The organism is Nostoc sp. LEGE 12447 (assembly GCF_015206985.1).
GTDB lineage: Bacteria > Cyanobacteriota > Cyanobacteriia > Cyanobacteriales > Nostocaceae > Nostoc.
Window position 1 is genome coordinate 1 of record NZ_JADEXT010000065.1, and the last position, 24,940, is coordinate 24,940.

36 protein-coding genes are annotated in these 24,940 nt (G+C 42.1%); 22 read left to right on the top strand and 14 right to left on the bottom strand.

All coding sequences use genetic code 11. The features are described 5' to 3' along the window. Positions 1–114: 114 nt before the first annotated feature. Positions 115–288 (bottom strand): hypothetical protein, encoded by a 174-nt coding sequence (locus IQ274_RS33065; RefSeq protein ID WP_194144832.1) that lies wholly within the window; start codon positions 286–288, stop codon positions 115–117. 412 nt (positions 289–700) lie between these two features. Between IQ274_RS33065 and IQ274_RS33070 the strand changes: the two genes are divergently transcribed. Further along, on the top strand, positions 701–1,057 hold the full coding sequence (locus IQ274_RS33070) for a hypothetical protein (RefSeq protein WP_194144833.1): 357 nt from the start codon (positions 701–703) through the stop codon (positions 1,055–1,057). A gap of 25 nt (positions 1,058–1,082) precedes the next feature. Here the strand turns inward: IQ274_RS33070 and IQ274_RS33075 are convergent, their stop codons facing one another. Beyond that, on the bottom strand, positions 1,083–1,226 hold the full coding sequence (locus IQ274_RS33075; RefSeq protein ID WP_228058552.1) for a hypothetical protein: 144 nt from the start codon (positions 1,224–1,226) through the stop codon (positions 1,083–1,085). 127 nt (positions 1,227–1,353) lie between these two features. Here IQ274_RS33075 and IQ274_RS33080 point away from each other — a divergent pair, with 127 nt between their 5' ends. Then, a complete protein-coding gene (locus IQ274_RS33080) occupies positions 1,354–3,072 on the top strand; it encodes an ankyrin repeat domain-containing protein (RefSeq protein ID WP_194144834.1) in 1,719 nt (572 codons plus the stop codon). 193 nt (positions 3,073–3,265) lie between these two features. Here the strand turns inward: IQ274_RS33080 and IQ274_RS33085 are convergent, their stop codons facing one another. The 8 genes from IQ274_RS33085 to IQ274_RS33120 all read right to left on the bottom strand — a co-directional run bounded on the left by IQ274_RS33085 (position 3,266) and on the right by IQ274_RS33120 (position 10,452). Further along, complete coding sequence (locus tag IQ274_RS33085) at positions 3,266–4,297, bottom strand: NADP-dependent oxidoreductase (protein WP_194144835.1); 1,032 nt, start codon at positions 4,295–4,297, stop codon at positions 3,266–3,268. Between the two features lie 94 nt (positions 4,298–4,391). Continuing rightward, a complete protein-coding gene (locus tag IQ274_RS33090) occupies positions 4,392–4,532 on the bottom strand; it encodes a hypothetical protein (RefSeq protein WP_194144862.1) in 141 nt (46 codons plus the stop codon). A 34-nt stretch (positions 4,533–4,566) separates the two neighbouring features. Beyond that, on the bottom strand, positions 4,567–5,871 hold the full coding sequence (locus IQ274_RS33095) for an FAD-dependent oxidoreductase (RefSeq protein ID WP_194144836.1): 1,305 nt from the start codon (positions 5,869–5,871) through the stop codon (positions 4,567–4,569). A 161-nt stretch (positions 5,872–6,032) separates the two neighbouring features. Further along, the gene (locus IQ274_RS33100; RefSeq protein WP_194144837.1) at positions 6,033–6,629 is read right to left on the bottom strand and encodes a hypothetical protein; all 597 of its coding nucleotides are present in this window, start codon (positions 6,627–6,629) and stop codon (positions 6,033–6,035) included. A 188-nt stretch (positions 6,630–6,817) separates the two neighbouring features. Further along, positions 6,818–6,982: a hypothetical protein gene (locus IQ274_RS33105; protein ID WP_194144838.1), complete on the bottom strand. Its 165-nt coding sequence runs from the start codon at positions 6,980–6,982 to the stop codon at positions 6,818–6,820. Positions 6,983–7,008: 26 nt separating this feature from the next. Further along, positions 7,009–8,208 carry a hypothetical protein gene (locus IQ274_RS33110; protein ID WP_194144839.1) on the bottom strand — a complete coding sequence of 400 codons (1,200 nt, stop codon included), beginning with the start codon at positions 8,206–8,208 and terminating at the stop codon, positions 7,009–7,011. Between the two features lie 105 nt (positions 8,209–8,313). Then, positions 8,314–9,915, bottom strand: coding sequence for a hypothetical protein (locus IQ274_RS33115; RefSeq protein ID WP_194144840.1), 1,602 nt, complete (start codon positions 9,913–9,915; stop codon positions 8,314–8,316). A gap of 177 nt (positions 9,916–10,092) precedes the next feature. After that, a complete protein-coding gene (locus tag IQ274_RS33120) occupies positions 10,093–10,452 on the bottom strand; it encodes a helix-turn-helix domain-containing protein (RefSeq protein ID WP_223278596.1) in 360 nt (119 codons plus the stop codon). Positions 10,453–10,745: 293 nt separating this feature from the next. Here IQ274_RS33120 and IQ274_RS33125 point away from each other — a divergent pair, with 293 nt between their 5' ends. From IQ274_RS33125 to IQ274_RS33175, 11 genes are all read left to right on the top strand, one after another. Further along, positions 10,746–10,919: a hypothetical protein gene (locus IQ274_RS33125; protein ID WP_194144841.1), complete on the top strand. Its 174-nt coding sequence runs from the start codon at positions 10,746–10,748 to the stop codon at positions 10,917–10,919. Positions 10,920–11,029: 110 nt separating this feature from the next. After that, a complete protein-coding gene (locus IQ274_RS33130) occupies positions 11,030–11,596 on the top strand; it encodes a hypothetical protein (protein WP_194144842.1) in 567 nt (188 codons plus the stop codon). A 303-nt stretch (positions 11,597–11,899) separates the two neighbouring features. Next, positions 11,900–12,439 carry a hypothetical protein gene (locus tag IQ274_RS33135; RefSeq protein WP_228058553.1) on the top strand — a complete coding sequence of 180 codons (540 nt, stop codon included), beginning with the start codon at positions 11,900–11,902 and terminating at the stop codon, positions 12,437–12,439. Then, positions 12,402–12,584, top strand: coding sequence for a hypothetical protein (locus IQ274_RS33140; protein WP_228058554.1), 183 nt, complete (start codon positions 12,402–12,404; stop codon positions 12,582–12,584). The genes IQ274_RS33135 and IQ274_RS33140 overlap by 38 nt, the downstream gene beginning before the upstream one ends. Beyond that, a complete protein-coding gene (locus IQ274_RS33145; protein WP_194144844.1) occupies positions 12,581–12,841 on the top strand; it encodes a hypothetical protein in 261 nt (86 codons plus the stop codon). The genes IQ274_RS33140 and IQ274_RS33145 overlap by 4 nt, the downstream gene beginning before the upstream one ends. A 266-nt stretch (positions 12,842–13,107) precedes the next feature. Continuing rightward, positions 13,108–14,397 carry an RNA-guided endonuclease IscB gene (gene iscB / locus IQ274_RS33150; RefSeq protein ID WP_194144845.1) on the top strand — a complete coding sequence of 430 codons (1,290 nt, stop codon included), beginning with the start codon at positions 13,108–13,110 and terminating at the stop codon, positions 14,395–14,397. Positions 14,398–14,504: 107 nt separating this feature from the next. Continuing rightward, positions 14,505–15,278 (top strand): ERF family protein, encoded by a 774-nt coding sequence (locus IQ274_RS33155; protein ID WP_194144846.1) that lies wholly within the window; start codon positions 14,505–14,507, stop codon positions 15,276–15,278. 40 nt (positions 15,279–15,318) lie between these two features. After that, a complete protein-coding gene (locus tag IQ274_RS33160) occupies positions 15,319–15,519 on the top strand; it encodes a hypothetical protein (RefSeq protein ID WP_194144847.1) in 201 nt (66 codons plus the stop codon). Then, complete coding sequence (locus IQ274_RS33165) at positions 15,516–15,839, top strand: hypothetical protein (RefSeq protein ID WP_194144848.1); 324 nt, start codon at positions 15,516–15,518, stop codon at positions 15,837–15,839. Before IQ274_RS33160 ends, IQ274_RS33165 begins: the two co-directional genes overlap by 4 nt. 260 nt (positions 15,840–16,099) lie before the next feature. Further along, positions 16,100–16,375 carry a hypothetical protein gene (locus IQ274_RS33170; RefSeq protein ID WP_194144849.1) on the top strand — a complete coding sequence of 92 codons (276 nt, stop codon included), beginning with the start codon at positions 16,100–16,102 and terminating at the stop codon, positions 16,373–16,375. A gap of 27 nt (positions 16,376–16,402) precedes the next feature. Continuing rightward, positions 16,403–16,615, top strand: a complete 213-nt coding sequence (locus IQ274_RS33175) for a hypothetical protein (protein ID WP_194144850.1) — start codon at positions 16,403–16,405, stop codon at positions 16,613–16,615. A 100-nt stretch (positions 16,616–16,715) separates the two neighbouring features. Here IQ274_RS33175 and IQ274_RS33180 read toward each other — a convergent pair whose 3' ends face one another. The 3 genes from IQ274_RS33180 to IQ274_RS33190 are packed head-to-tail and all read right to left on the bottom strand — an operon-like array spanning position 16,716 to position 18,067. Beyond that, positions 16,716–17,189 carry a hypothetical protein gene (locus IQ274_RS33180; RefSeq protein WP_194144851.1) on the bottom strand — a complete coding sequence of 158 codons (474 nt, stop codon included), beginning with the start codon at positions 17,187–17,189 and terminating at the stop codon, positions 16,716–16,718. A gap of 14 nt (positions 17,190–17,203) precedes the next feature. Beyond that, a complete protein-coding gene (locus IQ274_RS33185; RefSeq protein WP_194144852.1) occupies positions 17,204–17,758 on the bottom strand; it encodes a GNAT family N-acetyltransferase in 555 nt (184 codons plus the stop codon). A 39-nt stretch (positions 17,759–17,797) separates the two neighbouring features. Further along, positions 17,798–18,067, bottom strand: coding sequence for a hypothetical protein (locus IQ274_RS33190; RefSeq protein WP_194144853.1), 270 nt, complete (start codon positions 18,065–18,067; stop codon positions 17,798–17,800). A 127-nt stretch (positions 18,068–18,194) separates the two neighbouring features. On the opposite strand from IQ274_RS33190, the gene IQ274_RS33195 reads away from it, so the two are divergent. From IQ274_RS33195 to IQ274_RS33230, 8 genes are all read left to right on the top strand, one after another. Beyond that, positions 18,195–18,404 (top strand): hypothetical protein, encoded by a 210-nt coding sequence (locus IQ274_RS33195; RefSeq protein ID WP_193949040.1) that lies wholly within the window; start codon positions 18,195–18,197, stop codon positions 18,402–18,404. A 155-nt stretch (positions 18,405–18,559) separates the two neighbouring features. Then, positions 18,560–18,862 carry a hypothetical protein gene (locus IQ274_RS33200; protein ID WP_094346789.1) on the top strand — a complete coding sequence of 101 codons (303 nt, stop codon included), beginning with the start codon at positions 18,560–18,562 and terminating at the stop codon, positions 18,860–18,862. Positions 18,863–18,865: 3 nt separating this feature from the next. Continuing rightward, positions 18,866–19,441 carry a hypothetical protein gene (locus IQ274_RS33205; protein WP_194144854.1) on the top strand — a complete coding sequence of 192 codons (576 nt, stop codon included), beginning with the start codon at positions 18,866–18,868 and terminating at the stop codon, positions 19,439–19,441. Positions 19,442–19,455: 14 nt separating this feature from the next. Beyond that, positions 19,456–19,728 carry a hypothetical protein gene (locus tag IQ274_RS33210; protein ID WP_194144855.1) on the top strand — a complete coding sequence of 91 codons (273 nt, stop codon included), beginning with the start codon at positions 19,456–19,458 and terminating at the stop codon, positions 19,726–19,728. A gap of 336 nt (positions 19,729–20,064) precedes the next feature. Then, positions 20,065–20,475: a hypothetical protein gene (locus tag IQ274_RS33215; protein WP_194144856.1), complete on the top strand. Its 411-nt coding sequence runs from the start codon at positions 20,065–20,067 to the stop codon at positions 20,473–20,475. Then, on the top strand, positions 20,475–21,191 hold the full coding sequence (locus tag IQ274_RS33220; RefSeq protein ID WP_194144857.1) for a hypothetical protein: 717 nt from the start codon (positions 20,475–20,477) through the stop codon (positions 21,189–21,191). Before IQ274_RS33215 ends, IQ274_RS33220 begins: the two co-directional genes overlap by 1 nt. 67 nt (positions 21,192–21,258) lie before the next feature. Continuing rightward, a complete protein-coding gene (locus tag IQ274_RS33225; RefSeq protein ID WP_194144858.1) occupies positions 21,259–22,488 on the top strand; it encodes a hypothetical protein in 1,230 nt (409 codons plus the stop codon). A 106-nt stretch (positions 22,489–22,594) separates the two neighbouring features. Next, positions 22,595–23,071 carry a GNAT family N-acetyltransferase gene (locus IQ274_RS33230; RefSeq protein WP_228058555.1) on the top strand — a complete coding sequence of 159 codons (477 nt, stop codon included), beginning with the start codon at positions 22,595–22,597 and terminating at the stop codon, positions 23,069–23,071. Positions 23,072–23,186: 115 nt separating this feature from the next. Here IQ274_RS33230 and IQ274_RS33235 read toward each other — a convergent pair whose 3' ends face one another. After that, positions 23,187–23,753: a D-glycero-alpha-D-manno-heptose-1,7-bisphosphate 7-phosphatase gene (locus IQ274_RS33235; RefSeq protein ID WP_194144861.1), complete on the bottom strand. Its 567-nt coding sequence runs from the start codon at positions 23,751–23,753 to the stop codon at positions 23,187–23,189. A gap of 400 nt (positions 23,754–24,153) precedes the next feature. Here IQ274_RS33235 and IQ274_RS33240 point away from each other — a divergent pair. After that, a partial coding sequence (locus IQ274_RS33240) for a DEAD/DEAH box helicase (RefSeq protein ID WP_194144859.1) occupies positions 24,154–24,940 on the top strand: 787 nt, incomplete at its 3' end.

Sequence of the window (24,940 nt, forward strand, 5' to 3'; positions counted from 1 at the left end):
ACCCTTGTGAAATAGCCTTGCCAACCGACTGCTTGGGCTTTTAAACTCTTGCATTGACTTTGAGCGCACTACATAGTTCTTGCATGAGAAGCTACCACCCTTAAGCTCTCAAAGTCAACACCCTAGTCGCGCACTAATACGTTTGAGGATTTCGTCTTTGTGCTGTTGAAATTGCTGTCCGTTACCCTGATCTTGGCTATCTGATGGGGGGTTGGGGCTACTTTGTCCTAAAGCTAGACCTGGGGAAGCTAAGATCGCTACAACCGCCAAAAACCAATAATTTTTCATAGTAGCCTCTAGTAAAAACAAAAGTATTCATCTATTTAAGCTCTAGCTTTATTGTGATAAATATTACTGCTTAATGCTTCAGTCTTTGTACTAGTAATCTTAAGTACTTTTAATTTATCAGACATCAGCATTTATAAGAGGCTTTAAAACAAGAAACTAGTGAGCGTTTCAGCAATGATTTTCCTCACTTGTCGGCTTAGTTTGCATAAGGTTTGGCACTATTTCTGATTACCTGCACCGAACTGCTAGGACTACCAGATTTTTTCACGTGAGTTTATTACACTACTGACACTACAACATCTTTTCTGGGTGGAAAAACTTTATGTAAATTTAACCACATATACCTGATGAAAGTTTACAATATAATTACTGGAACTAATCTAGTTACAACCAACAGGCTTTGGTTTGACCCATGACTGATAATAAACAAGTTGTCTGCCAACTCACTCAACAAAAACCAAGACGTGTTTTGGTTGTAGCTCCAAGTGAACTAGCTATCCATCATCGTCACAGACAATCCTTTCAAACACTGCCTAGTTTAAGTAATTACATTCTCAAAGTCATCGCTAAATTGTCTATCGTCAGCGCTATGTTGTTTGGCATCAGTGCGTTAGGCTACTGGGGATTAGAAATCGTTGAAGCTAACACAATCCCGACGATAGAAGATAGATACGATTGGCAAACTCAAAAACATATTTGTTTCGGTTGGATGTTAGTTACTTTTTCTAGCTTCCTTGGTAGTGCTTCTTTTAGTAACGAGTCCCACTAATCAGTTCCAAGAGAGTTAAGCAGCCTTAAAAATTAATGCGACGATAGATTTCAGTCAGGGGAATTTCTACGTTTAAACTGTGCAGAACAATCGTCCGCTCAAGGTGGGAGTGAACTTGCAATAGCCAGCGATCATTACTGTTACGATCCCGCGTTGTGATATTACTCAATTTAGGGTTCACTTTGGCTTACAAGCAGATATTCACAAAAGCTGGTGCTGGAAGCGATGTTTACGCATAACCCGCATTTTGATTCCGCAACTCCGATAATTTATTCAGAAGTTAAATCAGAAAATTTATGCAAAAAATTCATATTTATGCACAGCAGGGAGATATTGCAGGAGTCGCACGTAAAATAGCCAATGGGGTTGATATTGAGCGCGTAGACAAGTATTCCCAGCAAACACCATTAATGTGTGCGGTTAGTAGCCCCAATGCAGGTATTGATATGATTCGCTTCCTCTTGGAACATGGTGCGAATGTGAATGCTGTTCAACAAGAATCTCAAAATACCGTACTTGGGTTGGCTGTGCAGTCAGGAAATCTAGATAAAATCCAATTGATTCTGGATGCTGGAGCAGATATTAACTATCAAAGCCCAGACGGATATGATATCTTAATTCATGCTATGCATGGTCGAGATATTTTACGAGATGAAAACTTAATATCAACTTTGAATTTACTCATTTCTAGAGGTGCTGCTGTCAATGGCATCAGTAGCTATGGTGAATCTGCAATCAAAGTAGCTGCTCATATTGGGAGATTTGATGCTGTCAAATTATTATTGAACGCGGGTGCTAACCCAGAGCAACTGGGATGGACAGAATTAATGCACGCAATAGTTTTTGGGAGCTTAGAGCAAGTATTGTTATTGCTAGAGCAAGGAGCAGATCAAGATGTGCGTGATTGTTGGCATAGAACCCCTTGGTTATTGAGTATTCAAGTGGGTGAATTACCTAAAGCCAAATTACTCCTAGCTGCAAGAGCAAATCACAACGATGTGGGAAACTGCGGAAAAACGCCGTTAATGTATGCGATAGAAAACAATAGGCTCGAAGTCCTACAGTGGCTAATTGTAGAGGGATTTGATATTGAAGCCACTGATGACTTTAGTAACACTGCGTTAATAATCGCAGCAGAGCATGGTGCTACTGATTGCGTCAAAATTTTACTAGAAGCTGGCGCAAACCCTAGCAGAATCAATAATTGCGATGACAAAGCCATCAAGATGGCTACAAACAAGGAAATTGTTAGAATGTTAATTGCAGTTGGCGAAGATGTGAGCGATATTAACGATGATATGCGGCGATCGCTCACTGGAATTGACAATAGCAAATTTTCACTATCAGAATTATCGCCAGAGCAATATTTTGCTGGTAAACATCCGCGCTTTGGCAAAACCAATCCAGAATTGATGAATATCCCTTTTTGGCAAGCGATGATTTGTGATGGTCGTTCTGCTTATACAGGCAAAAATATTTTTAACGATATAGAAAACTGGCAAGATAAGGCATGGTGCTATGATCGATTTGGTAGAACCATTACACAATTATCAGATGGCAGAATTGTCGAAATTGCTGGTGAACATGAAGATTACTATGACCCTGATTTTTGTATCTATAACGATGTTGTAGTTTATCAAGGTGATGGTAACTTTCAGATTTTCGGTTATCCCCAAGATGTATTTCCGCCAACTGATTTTCATTCTGCCACATTAGTTGGAGAATACATATATATCATTGGCAGTTTAGGATATAGCGGTACAAGAATTTATCATGAAACTCCAGTTTATAGATTACATATCCACACATTTGTAATAGAAAAAATAGAAACAACTGGGGATAAACCAGGATGGATCAGTAAACACAAAGCTTACCACCAAAAACCAGCTAAAATACATATTACTGGCGGTAAAATATGTGTGGTTGGTAATGAAAAAGTAGAAGATTATATAGATAACTCAGTTGATTACGTCTTAGATTTAATCAACTTAAATTGGAGTCGCACAATTTCTTGATCGCAATCTGCTTTTGCCGGATCATCATTCCAGTACTCTTGCAAGAATCCAAACCCCGGATTCTGCCCCGAATTGGCCACAACGCATGAGTTTCTGCATACGCTCAGGTCGCAGACTTGACCTCGCTAAAAAGTCATAGTAAAACACTTTTCAAACAACCTCTAAGCTCTTTTAGAGGATGTTTATAAATTTTTTAGGTAGGCTCATTTGAGACTTTAATAACCAGTTTTCCCTTTTTGTTACCGTCGAAAAGTTTTAGGATCGCCTTGGGTGCATTTTCCAAGCCTTCGACAATCTCAAGAGCATATTTAATTTGCCCCTGGTTTAGCCACTTTCCAATCTCTGCTATCGCTTCATGAAATCGGGGAATATAATCCAAGATAATAAATCCCTGGACGACAGCGCGTTTCATGAGAATTTGGCTGTAATTATATGGGCCAGGAACAGGCTTTGAAGCATTATAAGTTGAGATTAAACCGCATAAAGGCAGGCGGGCGTGCAGATTAATTTTGGTTAGGACGGCATCAAGGATTATTCCGCCAACATTGTCAAAATACACATCGATTCCATTGGGACAAGCTTGAGCTAATGCTTTCTCTAAATCTCCAGTTTTATAGTTAATTGCTGCATCAAAGCCAAGTTCTTCTGTAAGCCAATGGCACTTTTCATCACTGCCAGTTATACCAACTACCCGACAACCCTTAATCTTGGCAATTTGTCCAACAATGGAACCAACTGCCCCAGATGCGGCTGAAACGACCACAGTTTCTCCAACTTTTGGCTGTCCTATATCTAATAACCCAAAATAAGCTGTAAAACCAGTAGCTCCCAGTGGCCCGGTAAATGCTTTGAGCGGACAAGGTAGAGGATTAGGTAATCGCGTCAGCGAAAAGCCACTGTTTCCAAGGGCGATCGCGTAATCTTGCCAGCCTAGCAACCCTGATACCAAATCTCCCTTTTTAAAATTGGGATTTTTGGACTCTTCAACCACACCTATAACACCGCCACGCATAACTTCCCCAATTTCAACAGGAGGCATATATTGCTCCATATCGCTCATCCAGATCCGATTGGTAGGATCTAGTGACAGATATATAGTATGTACCAGCACCTCATCATCTTTTGGGCTGGGGATTGCCTCTTCTCGGTACTCAAAATCGCTTTCTTTAATGTCACCAACGGGACGAGCAGCTAATAGAAACTGTCGATTTATCGCTCTAGTCATAAGTTTTTGTTGGGTGTGACTGAGAGTTGGTCAGAGTCAATACAGACTTCCTTGGCTTTTTCTAGGTCTTCTAGCATCATTTTACTTTAGCATCTCACTTCACCAGCACCCCATCAACAATCGTAATGCCCCACTGCCCAAACTTCGTCAGCAATTTTTTGATCACAATTTGCAAAGCTGGATCATTCCAGCACTCTTGCAAAAAGTCACGAATTCGCCGCAACTTTTGCGCCACTTCCTCAATTCAATTGCAGGAAGTATGTCAACTCTCAAAAGAAGCGTTCCACTAAATAAGCCGCATATTCTATCCCATAAGGTACGCTCACCCCAGCAGTCATTTCATTAGCAAAGTAGGTGTTTTGATTACCTTGCAACATTTCTAATCGTTGATAAATACCATCCTTGAGGTCTTCGGCTGAAAAATGAGAGAACCACTTCCAAATTAGGGGTTGCCCCATAAGTTTCACTTGAGTCCCTCCGAGCTTTTTGACACAATCGGCTACGTTGTTTTCCAACTCTTCAATAGTTGTCGTTTCATCCATGAATGGATAAAAATTGTAGATTTTACTGCCTGGATCAACCTCGTAGATAGCTAATGGATAACTAGTTGGTAAAGGCTGATTTAAAGTATTTCTGATTACGTAGAAAATGTTTGCAGGTAAGCCCTCTACTTTACAGGTAATAACCGCTCTTTTTATTGTACGTACCCTAGAAAAAATTTTTGCTTCTTCAGAAGAGGCATCAGCTACGCCAAGAAAGTCATCTACAGGAGCAGTCCAAATTAAACGCTCGAATTCCCACTGATTTGAGGCAGTTTTGACCAGGATTGTTTGACCGCGAGAAACACGCTCAATAGTTTGTCCTAGACACAAGTTATGGGTTGCTGCTAAACGATTCCATAATTCTTGATTCCCTTCTTGCAATTGAGGCATATTCAGAATCAATTTTTTCAGGAAATTGCAACGGTTCCATAATGCTAACAGCCTAATCACATAAGCAGTAGAAGCTTCTTGTTCTAGATATCCAAACTGTCCCGCATTTGCAATCGGCATTAAAGCATCTCGAATAAAATTTAAACCCTGTTTGTTAAACCACTGAGGCGAGGATTCATTCATACCTCGGTAAGCAGGATTGATATAGCCTGGATCTGAATACCGACTATACTTGTCTAATTCTTGGAAGAATTTTCTCAACTGCCAGAGTCGGACCAATAAAGAATGTTTAGACTCCACTAAAAACGGGCTAGAAACTTTGCCAGTCCCTAAGTCAAATATTTGCACCCGTGGCATTACATGAAGCGATGGAGAAATCCCATACCTTTTTCTGTATTTTCTGTACAAGGGGCTGGGTAAGATCCAAACAGTTCCACCCTCATAAATACCACGGACTTGAAGACTTGGGTCTCCATATCTAATTGAATATGTTTTACCACCTACGCGGTTTTTGGCATCAATGATAGTGATATTTTTATATCCAAGATCACGTAATTCTTCGGCAGCCGTTAAACCAGTACATCCAGCACCAACGATACCAATACGGATTGAAGGTTCATAGGTTAAACAATTAATTCGCATGGTAATTGTTAGCGAGAATTTCAGCCCTATTTAATTGTACTAACTTTATGTTCAGCGTTATATGCCAATACGGTTCAGCCCCTTCAAGGTTTAAGATAGGAATGGCACACTTGATATCGGCACCATAGCTTTTATCTCGCTAAGTTGATTTTTTCGGTGATTCAAGCTTTCAATTCATGAGTTTGCTTCTGTTTACGTTTTAACTTCCAAGCAGCATAAAAAGCAGCGCTGATAAACGCGCTGAATGTTAAAGTTGGTTCGGGAACAGGCTTGGCTGATATCGAGATATTTGAAACGCTAATAGAGATACTGCCACCATTAACAGAGATACTGCCACCACTTCCAGTAGAATTTACATTAGTAGGGTTAATAGAGGTATTGTCACTACCACTATGAATTACGCCAGTAGTGTTAACAGAAACGGTGGCGCTATCACGAATAATTAAATTCCCAGTATTAATAGTAATATTACCAGCGTCATTAACAAGGGCGGATGCTCCTTGCTGACTTGAAGGATTATTAAAGTACGCACTACTACTAGTGGGTACAGATTCTGAGAAGCTATGAAGCAAGTTATTGCTCATTAGAGTACTGCCTCCAATAACGCTCAGGTCATTCTCTGTTTGGATATTAAAATCATTGTCAACAGAGACATCTGGAGCAATTTGAGCCAGCCCATAACTCCCAGGCAAAATACTTCCCCCTGTTATGAGAATACTGAATAAACTTCCCCAACGACTAAAACGCCAACTAAACATCGCACACCTTTATGAACAGCAATAACGCTACACTCATTAGTCAAGTATAAATCAGGTTAATAGCTATCTATTACTTAGCTATAGGTCTACTGTTTTTTCACTCCAAAACTTACCTTTTTCGCAGAAAGCAAAAAAATATCACAAAACTTTATATTTAAGCTTTGAAACTCCTGCATTTACTACTCATATCAAGCCACCAGCACCCTATCCATGATCGCAATCCCCCACTGCGGAAACTTCACCAGCAGTTTCTTGATCACAATCTGCAAAGCCGGATCATCATTCCAACACTCTTGCAAAAAGTCAAACCCCGGATTCTGCCCTGAATTGCCTGCTACTTTCAGTTTCTGCATACGTGCTGGTCGTACATTTGACCTCGCTACTCATTCCACTTCATCAACACCCCATCCACAATCGCAAACCCCCACTGCGGAAACTTCGCCAGCAACTTCTTGATCACAATCTGCAAAGCCGGGTCATCATTCCAGCACTCTTTCAAGAAGTCAAACCCCGGATTTTGCCCCGAATTCGCCGCAACTTTCAGTTTCTGCATACGCTTCGACCGTACATTTGCCCTTGCAACTATCGCCTCATGCGACCATTTCTCAGGATTTGGTACGGACGCGGCGGAACTTTCACCCTCATCAACTGCTTTGATTTCTACACCCGAAACTGAATTTTCAACTAACAACACAGCAAAGTGATCCTGTTCTACTTGCCCCTGTGTTCGATTAGCGAGCGCAGAATTTAATGATTTTTCATTTTGAGCCACGGGCGCGGCGGAACAAGTATCTTCATGAGGGAATATCGCTTCAACGCCACAGTCCTGCTTTTCAGCTAGCAACTGAGCAAGTTGACTTGGTGCAACATCCACAAGCGCTAGCGTCGTGCAGTCCGTTGCCACAGGCAATTCTTCCTCATTCTCTGACACGCTCTCGACAGTCTGAGGCGACGCGCCCCTCAAGGGCGCGTGAGCCGTCTCCTCACAGGGCAAAATCTCATTTAGCGTGTCAGAGACACACCTAACGAACTCTTTTGAAGAGTTCGTTAGGTGTTCCTGACCAGTTCGTGAGGGTTTCTGAAACTCTTGCTCTGACTTGGTTTTATCTAAGATGGGTGCTTTGTATAAAGCACCCATTTCTTCGCAGCCAGCATCTTTATCTGAATCCCCAGCATTTGATTCTCGTTTTTCAGGATTTGGTTCTTGTTTTTCAGCATTGGCTTTTTCCCAAAACTCCTTCATTCGGCTACCATGCAAATTCTTCACCATCCAGCTAGCTGTTTCTCGGCCATCTTGAATCGATTTGTCAGGTTTGAAAATGAATAGCCCACTGTCGGAGAGAATTTTCTTTGCAGAGATAAAAGTACTGTACCCCAAAGCTGAGGCCAAAGGCATCCACCGAGAACCATAAGGGTCAGCAGTCCAGCATTCCTGCCATAGCTGATTGACTGAAGGCTTTTGTTGCGAAGCCCACAACATATCTTGTATGGGAATAATCACATGAAGCCTTTTATACGGTGACTGTGGTTTAGTGGCAGCAGACTTTTTGAGCTTGGGACGGGTAATGGTTGCAGTCATTGTACAATCTCCTATTCATATTGACGCACGGAAATATCCCCCACTGTGATGCGGGGCTTGGTACTTGCATTTCTTTGTCTAAAAAGTTACCAGTACACTGAAAGACTATTGAGGTTGCCAGAATCGCAATTCATCTCGAAAATACCTATCAGTCTTTTTCGATTGCTCCTTCCAACAATCCCAAGCTACTATCAACTCTTCGCCCAAATCCTCTACAACTTCACCCCTTTCCACATACAAAGTGCGATATGGATCAGCGTGGGCAACAATGGAACCAATGCCAATAGTGTTTGGTTGAGAACCAACGCCAATAGTGTCGGGTTGAGAGGATGCGTTCTGTAGAGCAGTAATTAAATCAGTCTCTTGGGTTGTTAATTCCGCCCAGTAGTCCTGTTTAATCACCTCATATTCTTGGGCAATATCCCAATAGTCCTGCCAGCTACACCCAGGTTTTGACAGCACCCGCCGAATGTCGCTAACTGCTTGGGGCAACATTTCTAATTGCTCGGCTCGATATGCGATCGCTGATGGTGTCGGTTCACTTCCCAGAATGATTGCCGCAGCTTCTAACGCTTGGGTGTTGTTCATTGCGCTGGCGAGGTTTTTCAATGCCATGCCCATGAGTCGTAAGCATTCTTGGGCATTCTCCTTGGGTGGTTCTTGGGCTAGCGATCGCAGATCAATTGTTTTCTCCAGTGCAAGTTTTACCTGCTTGTTCAAAGCTTTGGTTGCTTGCTGGGTCATGGTATTTCCCCACTGCTGAACCGGATGCTGTTGTACGGCGCGTTCTAATTCCTGAATGCGCTGCTGGAGTTGTTGGTTTTCAATCTCCAGTTTTTTTAAGCCCTCCATCTCATCCAACCGTTCCTGCAACTGGATGTTTTCTTCTTTCTGTTGTTTAAAGAGTTGTTGCAGAGATTGGATTTGCTCTTGTACCTGGGCTTCAGCTTTAGCCCCTGCTTCTGCTTGCAAACCAATCCTCAATTCCTGGGAAAGTCGCTCTAACTCCTGTTTATGGCGTTCTTCAATAGCAGCGATCGCTTCCGTATATTCTGCGGAGTAAGTGCGCTCTCTGGGAAAGGGAACGCTGGCGGCATCCAAATCAGCATTGTTGACCAAAAGCCTTTCACCATCAGGAAAAGTGACAATCTGCTGCCAATGGTTTGGTGCGTCTGCCTCAATGGTTCCCTCTTCTCCATATCTTGGATGGGACTGTTGTAGAACTGTGACAATGGCTTTTTGAGGAACCACTGGTTCCTGAATAGATTGTTTTTTGCGTGGAAGTTGAGGAACCACTTTTTGGGCAGCAGCAGCAAAATCTGATTCACCAGGGGAAGGATTATCTTTCAGAGCGATCGCTACTGCTTGTTTTAGTTTCTCTGGTTCCTTGACTAACCGTAGTAGTGGACGGGCTTGACGCTCATTTTTGATGTGTCCGCCCAATTCACCAACTGCGTCTATGACCTTTTTGGCTCCTAGCAGTTGATTGATTCGTCGGTATCCACCCCAGGCGTATAATTCACGCTGGCAGTATTCTTCAAAGTTTTTATATCCAGCTTGCAGGTAAAGCTGCTGTTCCCGCATCTGGAGGATTTCATCTACCGCTTGCCACTCGAAACGGTCAATGGCGGTGAAGGTTTCCTGGATGCTGATGTTGACAACACTGTAATCGAGTGCTGTTGTTTGCTCTCTGTCTAGTGTCAGCATATTTATTGCTCACTACGGTAAATGCTTGAAAGTTGGGGTGTTGCAGTTTAACCAAAGTGAACTGGGTAGCTGTCAGATGGATTTTCCAAAAATGTGGCAGCATTATAATTAGCTCACTTTGTGGTAAACGGATTGAGCAGGCGATCGCATTGCTGTGACGGGCGGCGATCGCTTTTGCTATGCAGCCGTTAAACAGGCTTGATTTTCAGCATCAATTGCTGAAGACTTTCGGCCTTGACTTAGTGCGCTACTCTTACTGCTGTTAGGGTTTTCAGAAGAGGCAGAAGTATCTGAATCTTGGGTGTAATCAATTAAATCGAACGGAGTAATCTGCCTATCTAAATCGTGCGCTAGACGATTTAGTGCATTACAGAGATTATTTAGGGAATGACCATCCAAGCGTGGCATTGTTTTGGCTTTCCGTAAATTTGATACTGAATTAGCACTGAGATTTAACTCATTGGCAAGATCGCCCGCCTTGATGTCATATCTTGCCATTACCTCTTTTAGTTTCCACTTAATCAAAGTCTGATTCACAAAAATCAACACCTTAAATGTACTCCGCTACCTAACACTAGTACAAATGTTAGCACTCAGACTTTGAAATATACAAAAACATTCAATATATTTACAAATTAAACTTATAAAAATACAAGTTTACCTCTTGACATCAGGCTGTATTCCAAGTTAGACTTGTAATTAACAAGGAGGAAAAAGTGTTATGCCTCTTCAATAAATAAAGAAGCACTAAAAACTACAGAACTTTGACAGCACAATCCAAAGTCACCGCTTGATGAGTAACCGAGGCACTGGCGCAACCAGAGAAGGCGATGGGTACACAGCCGGGAAATGGATTTGCACTTAATAAGAAATTACTAGCAGGACGGCAGTTGAAGCTTTTGAAGCCGTACACGTCGCCTGATACGCTGTATCTCCTGTTTTGGTATCACTCAAATGCCACTGGCTTTGAGTCACAAATATATGGCTACGCCAAATCTTTTTGAGAGCGTTGTGCTAAACCACAACGTTGTTTGCACACATAACAAAGGCAATCGCCCCTCCGACCAAGAAGTAAGCGATCGCCTTTTACCCAAATAAATTGGAGATTTCTATTATGACGTATGTAACTCATACACGACAAGCAATTGTCGATTATTCTGTTGATGAACAAACCTTAGCCCAAGCAGAACTATACAGCCACATCGAATCCCAAGCCGAAGCTGTAGCCCCAACCCAAGACCCTCTCACCAGCAGAGATCGCCGCATCATTGGTGAGATTATCGAAGTTGAACCCGAATCAGTTCGCACAATCTGGATCGAAGGCGGGATTACAGTATGGGTGCAATTAGTCGGTGGTGGACGACTACCATTTGATCGAGACTGCTTTGCTACAAGAGTTGCAGAGGTCAAAGCGACTCTCCCAGAAACACCCCTGGAGCGCAACGAACGTTTAAGCGATGAACTAGAAAAAGCCTGCGCTGTTTTTGGTCTGTATCACGGAGAGATCGACTGGCTCTCATTCAGCACCAAACTCTACCAAGACGGGCATTTTGTCGGCTTCGTCGGGTGCAATCACCAGGGTTGGTACGCAAGACTGAGGCAGTACGGAGTGAATCGGGTTGCTGCCAGTGCAAAAGATGTAATTGCGTTGTTGGGAGTCCGAACGGCAGTAGCGGCGTAAGTTGCTGAAAGTGAGAAAGGCGATTGCACACCAAAAGAATTGCAATCGCCAACGAGGTAATTCCTAAGCAGACACAATAATGGCACAAAATACAGCAAGTAACCTCATACTTTAAGATTCGGGTTTCGATAACCATCAACTGAAAATTATGCGTCCTCTAGCAGATCCGAACGCACAGGTATAAGAAATCTCTGAAGTGAGAAAGGGCGTAGGCGCAGCCCGCCGTAGGCATCGCAGTCCAAGAGAAATGCAATCGCCACCATAACAAATTTAAACAATTGAAATCATCATGGCACACAGAATATGATTAGCCCATTTTCTCTTCAAGAAGCTCAGTTGGACGATTCAACAGAGAAAATACTCCTACCTCCAACCGACCCCAATGCAGAGGTACAAGAGATTCCTGGCTACAAGCTGGTTTACGCTGACGGAGCCTGCCCCAGAAACTATCGAGTGTACAAGGGCGATTCGATGATTGGGGTGATATTTCAGTACATTACGCACTGGTCAAACGGAGTGGATTCTCTTCGATACGCCGAGTCGGTTGATGCAGCAGTTGGACTAGACAACTTCATCAAGGGGGCAAGGGTATCAAAAGCGGCTATGGAACAACTAGCCAGGGAAGAGGAATTACTCAATAAAGAATTTGATGTGCCAAGTGAAGATTGGTTGCAGCGTAAGGAAACGGGTGGGCAGGATAGACCCACCTGTGTGGCAAGGAGCAAACTTAAATCTTATCCAAATAGAACACCACAATTCATCGAATATAGCAATGACACCCATAGAAATCCTACAAGAGTTCAACTTGTGCTATCTCAAGATTCAAGCGATCGCTCAAGATGAAAATTGGCTTTTGTTAATTGCGGACAAGAAGATTGATCCAGAAGCTGCAACTCATTTGGGAGATGTGCTGCATTATTTGAACGAGGCAATGGGTTGTGTCGAAGAAGTTGTTGAAATCAAGTTTAGTCAGGAATCAAAATCATGAAACTCTACGCAACCAATATTCCTCAAGTTTTGCCAGATTGGGCAACCGTTATATCTAATAATGCAGGTTTGATTGAGGTGGAAATCAATGATGAATCCCCAAGCTTTCACTCAGTTTTAGAGGAATTAGCTACTGAAATCCAACCAGGAGTTGTTGGTGTAAAAGCTGGCGATTTATGTAAGAGACTCAGTATTGAAATGGTTGATAGTAACGAAAAAAATGATAACCAAAATGAAATTCACAACTGTATCTGTTAGCTACTCTAGAAAATTCAATCGTCAATGACCCGCCGCTAAATCCTTACGGATTCTAGCGGGGGCTTGTGAAAACAAGCTTACATTGACCAGCCCACCTACGGGTAAACGATATTGTGGTCATGACACCTCAGAATACGTGCCAGTTCTGGGCAACTGTCGCTCAAAATTAAACAGTAAGGACGGGACCCAAACAGTGTTTTGAGCAGAACAAGCCATGATATCTGGGCGAGGCAAACTTCACTACCGAAAGGTAAGAGGCAACAGTAATGTACGTTTTCGTTTTGGATAAAAACAAGCAACCACTCGACCCATGTCATCCAGCACGGGCAAGGGAATTACTAAAACATAGGAGGGCAGTAATTTATAAAAGATATCCCTTTACGATTATTCTCAAAGGTAGAGAATTAGAGAATTCAACAGCTCATCCCCATCGCCTGAAAATTGATCCTGGTAGCAAAGTAACAGGAGTCGCTATAGTTCCGGAATGTGCTGGACGGGTTGTAGGTGCATTTGAAATACACCACAGAGGGCAACAAGTCAAAAACGCTCTTGAATCACGTAGAGCATTGCGACGAGGGCGAAGGTTACGTAAAACCCGTTACCGTAAACCCCGCTTTCTAAACAGACGACGTAGAAAAGGATGGCTACCTCCATCACTTGAAAGCCGTGTCGCCAACATTGAAACATGGGTGCGGCGGCTTAGAAAACTATGCCCAATTACGGCAATCTCTCAAGAGTTAGTGCGGTTTGATTTGCAACAACTCCAAAACCCTGAAATAACAGGTGTTGAGTATCAACAGGGCGAGTTATTTGGCTTTGAGGTACGGGAATACTTGCTTCAGAAGTGGGGTAGAAAATGCGCCTACTGTGGTGTGGAGAATCTGCCGTTTGAGATTGAGCATATTCATCCCAAGTCCAAAGGCGGGAGCGATCGCGTGAGTAATCTTACTATTGCTTGTCATGACTGCAACCAAGACAAGGGCAATCAACCAGTTGAGCAATTTCTAGCTAAAAAACCTGAATTGCTGCGGCGGATTTTAGCTCAAGTTAAAGCACCGCTCAAAGATGCGACAGCAGTTAATACAACACGATGGCAATTACACCGCAGACTCCAATTAACTGGACTGCCCGTTGAACTCGGCTCTGGTGGCAGAACAAAGTTTAACCGTAAAACCAGAGGAATTGAGAAATCTCACTGGACGGATGCGGCTTGTGTTGGCGCATCAACTCCAGCTAAGTTGCTTTTGAATGGGGTGAAACCTTTAATTATCAAAGCTAAAGGGCATGGCATTCGTCAACGATGCCGCACTGATAAGTACGGATTTCCAAAAGCTCATGCCCCGAAAGCTAAATTCTACATGGGTTTCACTACTGGAGACATGGTTAAAGCCGATATCCCATCTGGAAAATATGCAGGTAAATACACAGGGCGAATTGCTATTAGATTTAGACCTAGTTTTACGCTGCTGCAAAAAGACAAACGCTTTGATGTTCATCCTAAATATTTAACAACTATTCATCAGGCTGATGGTTATGAGTACAGTATTCCCAAATAATAACGATGTTTCACAGTCTTATATTAGTTAGGATTTCCCACCCGTTATGACGAGTATAGCGGGCGACCCCTACCGATATTAAGTTGGTAAAAGTTTGGAGATGACTAATGCAAGAATTAATCAAAGCTTTAATCAAAGCAAAAGCAGAGTTTAACCCCATTCAAAAAGACGGTACTAATCCTCACTACAAGCGCAAATATGCAACACTAGATGCTGTATTAGATGCTGTCACTCCCGGACTCAGTAAACATGGATTAGTAATAATTCAAACTACCGAAATTTGTGAAGGTAGAACAACACTGCAAACTCATTTGTTTCATGAGTCTGGAGAGAGTATCACCAGCACTTATCCTCTTCCCGAAATTAGTGATTCTCAGAAGTTTGGTGCAGCATTAACTTATGCACGACGATATGCAGTTTGTGCAATTTTATCGGTGACGGCAGATGAAGATAATGATGCTGAAGGCGCAACTACTTCTCAAAAGCCTGAACAGCCCCAGAATAACATTAGACCCCGCAAAGACAATCAACAGTATAGAGTCCAGCAACCAAAACAAGCTTTAACTCCACCATCCATCAACCCAAAAGATTGGCGAGTCAAAGAAGTTCGCACACTTTTAAATTATCCGTTGGATTTGGTGAAAGAGTGGCTCCATTCTCGAAATGTAACTAGTCCAAGTGAGCTTGATACTACCAAGATTGATGAACTAGTGAAAACCATGTGTTTAGCTTGGGCTGGTAATAAGTTTGGACATCCTGATCATGCTCTTAATTCTTATCAGAAACACGTAATCGATGCTGTATTGCGAGGTGTTTCCGAGATAGAAGCAATTCAAGCATGGATGGAAGGAGCGCTTGCAGAATTGCCTGAACTTAATTGAAACAAACATTTCTTCTCATAACATCGACAGGAAAAATATCATGCCGAGAAAATCAACTTACCCCACTCCTACTGACCATTCCTCACTGTGCCTACAGTATCTGCGTCGTTGTGGAGGTAGCGCACGGTTGTGCAGTATAAACTTCAGTCTGGGGGTGATTCAAACATTAGTCAATCAAAAGTTGGTAAAGATTAAGAATACTGGTGCGGGATTTTTTGTTGAATTGGAGGATGCTAAATGAAAACACAGAAAACGGCTTATCAATCATCTTTGCCTTCAAACACTCGTAATAAATTAGTTCTACGCCGGACTCGAAAAAGATTCAATCCCAGGATTTTTCTCGACCGCACCATAGAAACAATTGCAATTATCTCTCTACTTTTTACCGGATTTGCAGGAGTAGGGGCGACGGGCTGCTGGGGAATGGAGATTGCTACAAGTTCTCACTATTGGCAGCATCAGAAAAAGACCTGCTTGGGGATGATGTTAGTTAGTTTTTTAGGCTTTTTGGGCAGTTCTCTAGTTGGAGCAAGTTTCGGTATTCAACGAGATAAATTTTAGGGAGATAAACAATAATGGAAATCAAATTAACTACATCAGAAATTCGGACTATATTGCAGGGTTGTCAACATACATTGCGGCTTGTGGGGAGTAGTAAGGATTATCGCAGGCTTCAGTCGTCTGAGTACTTTTCTACATCAAACGATGTGGTTTTAAATGATGCGTTTAATGTTTTAGGATAAATAGTGGATGCAATTGATCAGGTTGAACAAGCCACTCAACAGTAAACAGGAAAAATCTCAATTTAGAGGAGTAAGAAAATGACGTTAACTTTAGATAATCGCTCTCAAAAGAAAGAATCGTCCTTAACTCAAGCATTACGGCAGATACAACAACTAAACTCCAAGATTCAAGAATTAGAGCAGCAGCATCAAGATTACGTGCAGAAGCAACAGAATTTGATTCCAGCCATCGCTGAAATCTGTATTTCTCCGATCCAGGAAGTAGAGGCGCTGCGGATTCTCATATATCGGGGAGAAGCAGCTTGTCGGCACTACTTGCGATCCCTGCTAGTCAAACAAAAGAAGGATTCATAACCTCTATTAAGGAAAGGCATTCTAGTTATGAAACGGAATCAATTACAAGTAATTGTTGTAAGTCTCACTGGCACATTAGCGGCCATATCTATCGGGTATTTAGGAGTGCAATTTTTTGGCAAGAATGCAATGTACATGATTGCTACAGGAATGTTGGGGCTGGGTACTGGGGGAGCTATCGGTCAGGTTTTGGTAGAGAAAAGGCAGCAGCGAGTAGTACAAACACAATTAAGACAATAATAGGAGCAATCGTATGGAAACTTCAAAAGTTGTCACATCATCTTGTACAAAACTTTGTTCTTTAGAAACAAGATCATGAGTTTTCTTTTGAAAATATAACTTATGCTGAAATCTTTTCACCAACAGCTTGATGTATAATTTCTTTCTTTAACGAATCTGCTGCAACTGCTGCAATGGTTTCCCAATCTTCTTGTTTTAACAACAACCCAAGCAGTTCGCGCAGTATCTCTCGATCAGAAATGAATTCTTCACCATAAAGCTGATCATTTTCCAGAGTAGCAAGTATGTATTCTCTTACCTCTGGTGTCGGCAGTCTAAAATTTTCAAGTATTCTTTCTCTTGCAGTTTTTACAGCAATTTTCGTAGCTGTACCTAAATTCCAATTATTTAGCAGCAATCGTACTTCTCTATTTAGAGAAATACGCAACGTTGTGAAACGTCCCAAAAGTTCTAGATTACCCACTAAGGAGCCAAGTGCTGACCCCCAATCTAACCCAGCCCCAATATTTCCACCAACTTTATCCTCAGCTTCAACAGCTTTTTTTAAGCATTCTTCATCAAATAATTGACTCATTTAGCTTTACTACCTCATACAGAAGAACGGCGAACTCCATACTCAAAGTAAACTAGATCGTCATAATCTTCATCTTCTCCCACATCAATCATTCCTTGGTTGTCATAGAATTCTTCTACTCCAGGTAGTGAATGCAATCCTACTCTACCTTCATAACCTAGCTCTAAACTGCGAGTTCTGGCAAAGGCCAAAAATGCAGTTCCAACACCTTTTAATTTCGGAGGACGTTGAATATATGCCCGATTCCAAGGTGCAGTAGCTATCCCGTCAACATATACCAAGCGTTTTCCCTCTTGTAGACGAGAACCGTGCATTTGGGTTTCAATCAGCATTAACCCTTGAGTTTTATCTTTGTATTCAATCGCATAGCCTTCGCGGTTTGCTTGTCTATTAATGATAAACTCCAGTTTAAAATCCCAGTCCCAAAATTTGTCTGATTGGTCGTGCAGGTTCAATTGTTCTTTCCACTTGTTGGCATAATCATCGACGTGCTTTTGCAATAGCTCCACTAAATCTGCTTCCACAATCGTGTTATCTTGACCGCAAATTAGTTCTACTTTTGTTCGCATAGCACCAAAATTACCCATGAACCAATTTTATCAATCCGATCAATCAGCATCATGCTCTGTTTCTTGCAACCAACTTAAAATACTCAGTGCTAATTCCCAGGATTCGCGCCGCTCCCAATTAGGTAAGTGATTCAGTATGCGTGCAAGTAATATTGCTGGGTTTTCTAATTCTCCGCCACGAGCTGCAACACCATCCCTAACGAGCGCCCCCAAAGTGGCAGCTTGATTCCCTTTATAGTCAGGCTGTCTCTTAATTTCATCAACAATCCAGTCCGGTACTGTGATTGTTTTAAATCCTGATTTCGGCATACATAACAGAGAAATAATATAAAGATAGTACGGCAGTTTGCGTTATGTTTGCAAATCTTTATGCGGTATGGTACGTTAAAAATGGAATACTCCCACAATAGCTTCACAAATAGTAGGAGCAATCGTAATGAAAAATATTGGTATTAAGCCAATACATCCTAAAGAATTTAAAAAAGTCCATAATTTTTCGACTTACCAAATGAGCCGTTTGTCAGGTTACTCAGTCGAGGCGCTAAAAAACTGGTTAGCTGATGAAAATAGCTCCAGATTTGTCGAACCAAAGCCGTATGTACTCAATCATTTTGGGGCAATTCATAATTACTTATTAAGAAGTTAGTGTTTCCCAAACACTAAGCCATTAGAAAAACCCTCCCCACCAGTCGGTGGTTTTTTTATTATTAGTATTATCAGTACCGGAATTCAATCGGAACTCAACCGGAATTCAATCGGAACTCAATCGGAACTCAATCGGAACTCTAGGAGCCGAAACCATTGCTAATTCAAGGAAGCTGTGTAGTTGAACAATTGTTAACACGAGAGGAGGCAGCCAAGAAATTGGAGCCATCAGTTGGAATTAGACAGTTCCAAAAGTATCTAGACTTAGCTTCTTTATACTTGCCAGAATTTGAGGATTTTCGGGACGAAGATAATGGAGGGCTAAACGGACGAGCGAAGTTGACAAACTGGCATTTACCTGTGCTTCAAAGAATTAGAAGTTACGTTTTAGCCAAAGGTTCTTTAAAGAAGGTAGCTATTGAATTAAAAAATCACCCCGAAAAGTTTTTAGGAGCGTAAATCATGATTGTTAAAGAATTCGCACAAGCTCTCAACAAAGTACCAGGAAAAGTAGTTGATGAGCTACGCCGTCAATATCCAGAGCAAAAATGGACGGTCGATTCACTAGTTCCAGAGGAGATTTTAGCTAGATTCCAAGATATTACCAATAGTGAGAGATTACAGCCTCAACAATCATCTGTAGCAGATATACCCGAAGCCACAATCACCAAAGCTGATGAGGCAATTCAACAAGCCTCATACAAGTTGACTGCGGCTGATAAAGAGACTATTTCTGGTGCTATAGCCGTCCAAAATGAGCAATCTAAGATTTTGGGTGCATCAACTGGTGTCACCGGAGCTTTATTGTTCATGGAATCCTTGATTGGAGCCAAAGGGACGGTGTTGGATGCCTTTGCCGAACAATCCATGTTGGAAGTCGATAACCAGATTACCGAGATAGATCAGAGTTTGATTAATTTGGCAGAAGAAGCCTCAACAAGACTGGGGGAGTCGATCAGAAAAAAGGAACAACTCAAAGTGCGACTCAATTTGTTGCGGGAGAGAGTCAGTTCGATGGGGACACAGATCCGATTTTAGAAGCTTATAAAACAGTGGCGGCATTGTTACAGATCCAAAATGAAACTGTTGCCACTGTTGCCGAAATCCGACTGCTTCAAGAACTATTAACTCATCAAAGGAAAAATCAAGTTATGGATATTCTCAGTACCGGATTGTTCGCTACTTCAGTTGTTGGCGCTTTAGGTGGCAGTGCATATCTCGTTAGTAGCGTTGTTGCTACTGGATTAATCGGCAGTGGGGTGTTTATTCCCCTGGGATTACTTGTTGGTGCAGGATTGACATTTCTGGGACGGGCATCAAAGTAAGAGTGATGGGTGAGAGTGTTTCATAAACTGTTTCACAGCACTGTTTCATGAAACAGTTTCAACGGTTTCATCAGTGTTTCAGGTCGTGAAACACCGTGAAACAGCATTCCCCCGCGTGAAACGTGAAACATGAAACGTGAAACACCAGACAATACCTTGCTCGAAAGCCATTATGAGTGGGATTGTTTCATCCAACTGTTTCACAGCACTGTTTCATGAAACGTTTCAACGGTTTCATCAGTGTTTCAGGACGTGAAACATGAAACACCTTATTAAAGATATGGGTGAAACATGGGAAAAATTTGTACTAAAAACGCGACATAGCACAGCAGTCTCATGTATAAGAAACAACTGTACTTAGCTTTGGCTGGTGTTGGCATCTGCATGTTGCCTGTAATCATCCCCTTAGTACCCAAGTTGGGGGCTTATGCAGAGCTTCAACGGCTAAAAGCCACAGAAGAATTAGAGCGTTCCCGCATAGAAGAACGGGCAAAAACCAGTGATGCTCTATATGAGGCGGGAGTGATGCCCACAAGTCGCAAGTTGAGAATTACCAATTACTTTGACAACAGTAAACGCAATCCCAGACCAGACACAACCTTTTATCAAGATGATGAGATTGTTGATGTTTTTGATGCGACGGGCAGGTGTATTGGACGAATTGAAGAAGGAATTTGGAAGTGGAAATACAAAGCCCAAGGTATTTGTAAAAGCGTTCAAAATATCAAACCAGTAAGGAGGAAGTAATGGCTAATGGTTCATCAAGTGCGGAAAGTAATACTACAGGCAACAGCGATAGTAAACCCAAAGATAAGAAGCGATCGCTTGGTGAAATTATTGATTTTTGTGCCAAGGCTATTGTGATGATTGTTGGTTTACCTATTAGGGCAGCCGCCGCGATTGTTAATCAGTTTGTTGCTAATGGAGGTGCAGGTCGCGCGTTAGTTGGCGGGATTTTATTTATCGGCGGTTCCATGATTAGTGCTGATTCAACTTGGCAATTAATCTTTCAAGGCCCCCCTGTTTTTGCCTGGTTTGAGCCGGCTTGGAATTGGCTAAATGTACCGTTTGCATTGTTCAACCCGTTTTTTTACCTTGCATTCATAATTTCTGTGGGTGTGCAAGTAATCGAAGCCCACGCCCTACGCGGTAAGAACCCAGATTCAGCTAGGCGGGAACTTCAAGACCATATCATTTATGACCTTGAAACCAAGCCTAGTGGCAAGATTGACTTGGTAGGCCAGCTCTGGACGGACTACAAGACCGCAGGTATACGCGATCGCTCTAGCGCTGGGCTAGTTGTGATTGCGGTTTGGGCATTCGATATTGTCACCACCTTTGCCGCTCGTAACCCATTTGAATTTACAGCCCCATTCATGATTTTGGGCTGCATATTTTTTAACATAGGCACAATGATGGCAGGCGAAATTGGGTTCGCTATTTGGCGGTTGACCAAAGATTAAAGTGAGCGCCGCTCTATAACTCTTGAGTCGAGCGGCTTCTTAACTCAATCAACAGGGCATTTCTTTTATGCAAAGTAACAATATCCCAAAAATCACAACTAAAGAAACTGAACATTTACGCGAATCATATCCTAGCTTGTCTCACTTAGAAGCTGGAAATATCGCCCAATGGCTGCAAGAGAGAAAAGATGGATTATTTGAAATGGCACGGGCATCTGAGAATGAAGCAGACATGACCCGTGTACTTGGTTTGTTGGCTTCTGGGATTGGAGCAGTTTGTTATGCGGTTAACCCTTTGGCACTAGTTGGTGGTTTAGTCGGTGGTGCTGCATGGCTATGGTTTGTTGTCGAACACTCCAACCGCACTAAAGAAATTGCGCCTTTGCCTTTTGTGCGTGGTAATTTTGTAGATGCTCTAACTCGTGCTGGGGATTACGATGCTAGGAGGAATTATCAAGCGGATCATCTTGCCAATACTGTTAAATTCCTGGAGCGACAATCAGCAGAAGAGTACACCTTTCTTCATGCTGAGTTTGAAAATATTGTCCAATATTTAACCCAAGTTGAACCAGGAAAACGTTTTTACGCTTATCGCTGGATGTTTGGCTGGTTTAGCAAGCTCAAGGGTCGTCAGCTACCCACTTATGAAAGCATGGCTCTCCATTTACAGGATGTGACGGTTGATAGCCGAGTGAATCGGTCGGAGATCAGTGCCATCGCACAGGCAAACGTCCAGTTACCACCGACCGTAGATATCAAACAGTTTCAATCGCCACAGGTAGATATTGGGAAGATGAACCAAGCTGCGGAGCTTTCTAGACCTACAGAGTTACAACCATCTTCCTCTGATGGGCTTGTACCAGAGACTATAATTAATATCCCTCTGACTAATAGGGCAAACGCACTGATCGCTGCTTTAACGAAAAGTGGATTCCAAGTAGAGAATATGATGAGTTCTCAAGTCATTGCGATCGCTGGTACTCAGCGAGGTGGCAAGGGAACCTTAGCAGCAATCTTAGCAACATTATCAACTGCACTTGACCCTGGATTGAATACCCAATACTTTACAGCCGGGGTGGACGTTTACCCCTTTGCCTGCAACTTGACCTCTGCCCTTAAGTATCCTGATCAAGATGCGGATGGGGCTGATCAACTCGTCGCTCGTGATTTATTGAAATTTCTTAAAGGTTTAGATGGAAGCGAACCTTACTCCCATAAAAATTTACTGCTAGTAATTGATGAGGCGATGCGGTTGCTGTCATTGTTGGAGGAAAGCGATCACACATGGGCAATTTAACGACGTTTGACGCAGATTGTGAATTTTTCTGATGGCGAGAGGCTATTGGTAAATAACGAGAAGAAGTATACTTTTAGCAGAAGGTACAGGGTGAGCGGTTGAGAGTATGTCAATGCACTTTTGCTTTGAACCGATGAATGTGGCTGAGGCAGAAAAACTTACTCGCTGGCATTATCAGCCACCTTACCAAATGTATAATACTACATCTGATGAAACACTAATTGGGTCGTTTTTAGACCCTGAAAACGCTTACTATAGTATTCTTGACAATGGGGAACTGATTGGTTTTTGCTGCTTTGGTAAAGAAGCTCAAGTCCCAGGAGGTGATTATACAAAAGACTCACTTGACATTGGTTTGGGAGTACGCCCCGACCTCACGGGTCAGGGAAGGGGACAGATGTATATTGCAGATGTCCTCAATTTTGCACGTTCAAACTTTAATCCCACCCTATTTCGCATTACAGTAGCAGCATTTAATGAACGTGCGCTCAAAGCATGGAAAAAAGCCGGATTCCAACAAATACAGTCATTTCAAGCACTAGACGATAAGGAACTATTTATTATATTGGTGCGGCATATTTGAGAAGTCTACTGTAGTACGACGAATTATTTGACCAGAATGGCAAATTGTTTGTCATCAATCTAAATCTTTCTAGGTTTCCTGTTCCAGCAATTTTTATAACTCAATGCCAGATATCCTAAAAATTAGATACTGAATGCTTACATATCACCTGTGCTGCTATTGAAAGGTTAGCCAAAATATAGTCAGCAATCCCGAAACGAGACATTTGGGGCTGAGACTGATTACCCTGATCTATCAAAATCGTTTTACACCCTGCACTATGTCCAGCTTCTACATCACTGAGATTATCGCCAATAAACCAAGAATTTGCTAAATCTATATTTTGTTCGCTAGCTGCACGTAAGATCAAGCCTGGTTTAGGTTTACGGCAATCGCAAGCAATTGCATACTCAAATATTACACCATTTGGATGATGGGGACAGTAGTAGAACCCATCTAGCGATAGATCCGCTTTTTCTAATATTTCATTCAATCGCGCTTCCACTCCCACCAAGGCAGATTCTGGGAAATAATCCCGTGCTACTCCCGACTGGTTAGTAATCACAATTAATTTATATCCAGCTTTGCTAAGTATTTGTAATCCTTCAATAGCACCGATTTTCATTTCGATTAATTGCGGATCAACATTGTTTGGTACATTTTCAATTAAAGTGCCATCTTTATCTATAAATATCGCCGGCATTTGAGATTGCGAATTTAATTTGTCAGTTCGATGCCAAATTTTCTGATTTTCCAAGAAGTATATTTCCCCATCTTAAATCTAATACCACTTGCAAAAGACGACAACGGTGTTGCCGTGTCTCCCGTGAGCGATCACGTCCAGCATTATCGCACAGTATAAAACTCGCCAATATAATAAAGCAAGTATAGTCATTACAACAGTGGCGAGATTTGATAGGCAGTGCATCACTTCCAGGTTATTATCTCTATAATTTGCTCTTGATGAAGTAAAATCGCATCAAATCAACCCAAAATATCTTTACTACTTTTAGAATTGGGATTATCGGTATCTTAACTTGAAGAGCTTGTGGAATAATGAGCAATATTAGCACGGGAGAAAAATCATTGTTGAGGTAGATTGAATGCCTGTTACCTACGAACTCAGAGATTATCAACATCAGTGGATAAAAGATATTTGGAATTCTTGGGAGAATGGTAATAGGCGAGTGCTTGCACAACTCCCGACAGCCGCCGGAAAAACGGTGTGCTTTGCACATATTTCTCATAAATTCTTTGACCAAGGAAAGCAAGTTTTAGTCCTTGCCCATCGGATTGAGTTGATATCTCAAGCTGCCGAAAAGCTAGAGCAAATTATCGGTGAACCAGTTGGGATTATCAAAGCAGGTGTTCTGGCTAATCCTGAGCGAAGAATCCAAGTTGCTAGCGTTCAAACGTTGAGCAGACGAGAGGTATTAGAGTTGCCAATTAACATTGGACTATTGATATTAGATGAAGCGCATCATGCAACTGCTTTATCTTATCGACGACTAATTGAACATTATGAAAGCGCCCAGATATTAGGTGTAACTGCTACTCCCCAAAGAATTGACGGTCAAGGTTTTGTTGATTTATTTGATGATTTGGTTGTTGGCATTGACACGGCTTACTTAATTGAGTCTGGGTATTTAAGTAACTTTCGATTATTTGCAACGAATCAAACTATTTCTACTCTTGGAGTTGCAAAATCTCGTGGGGATTTTAGAGCTAAAGATTTAGCGGTTGCCGTCACTAGCCAGATTGGGGTTAGTGAAATCCTTGAGAATTACTTTAAATATGCACGAAATCTTCGTACAGTTATTTTCGCCTGTAGCTTAGAACATTCTCGTGCCCTGGCTGCGGAATTTTCTCGTAATTATATTAGTGCCGAAC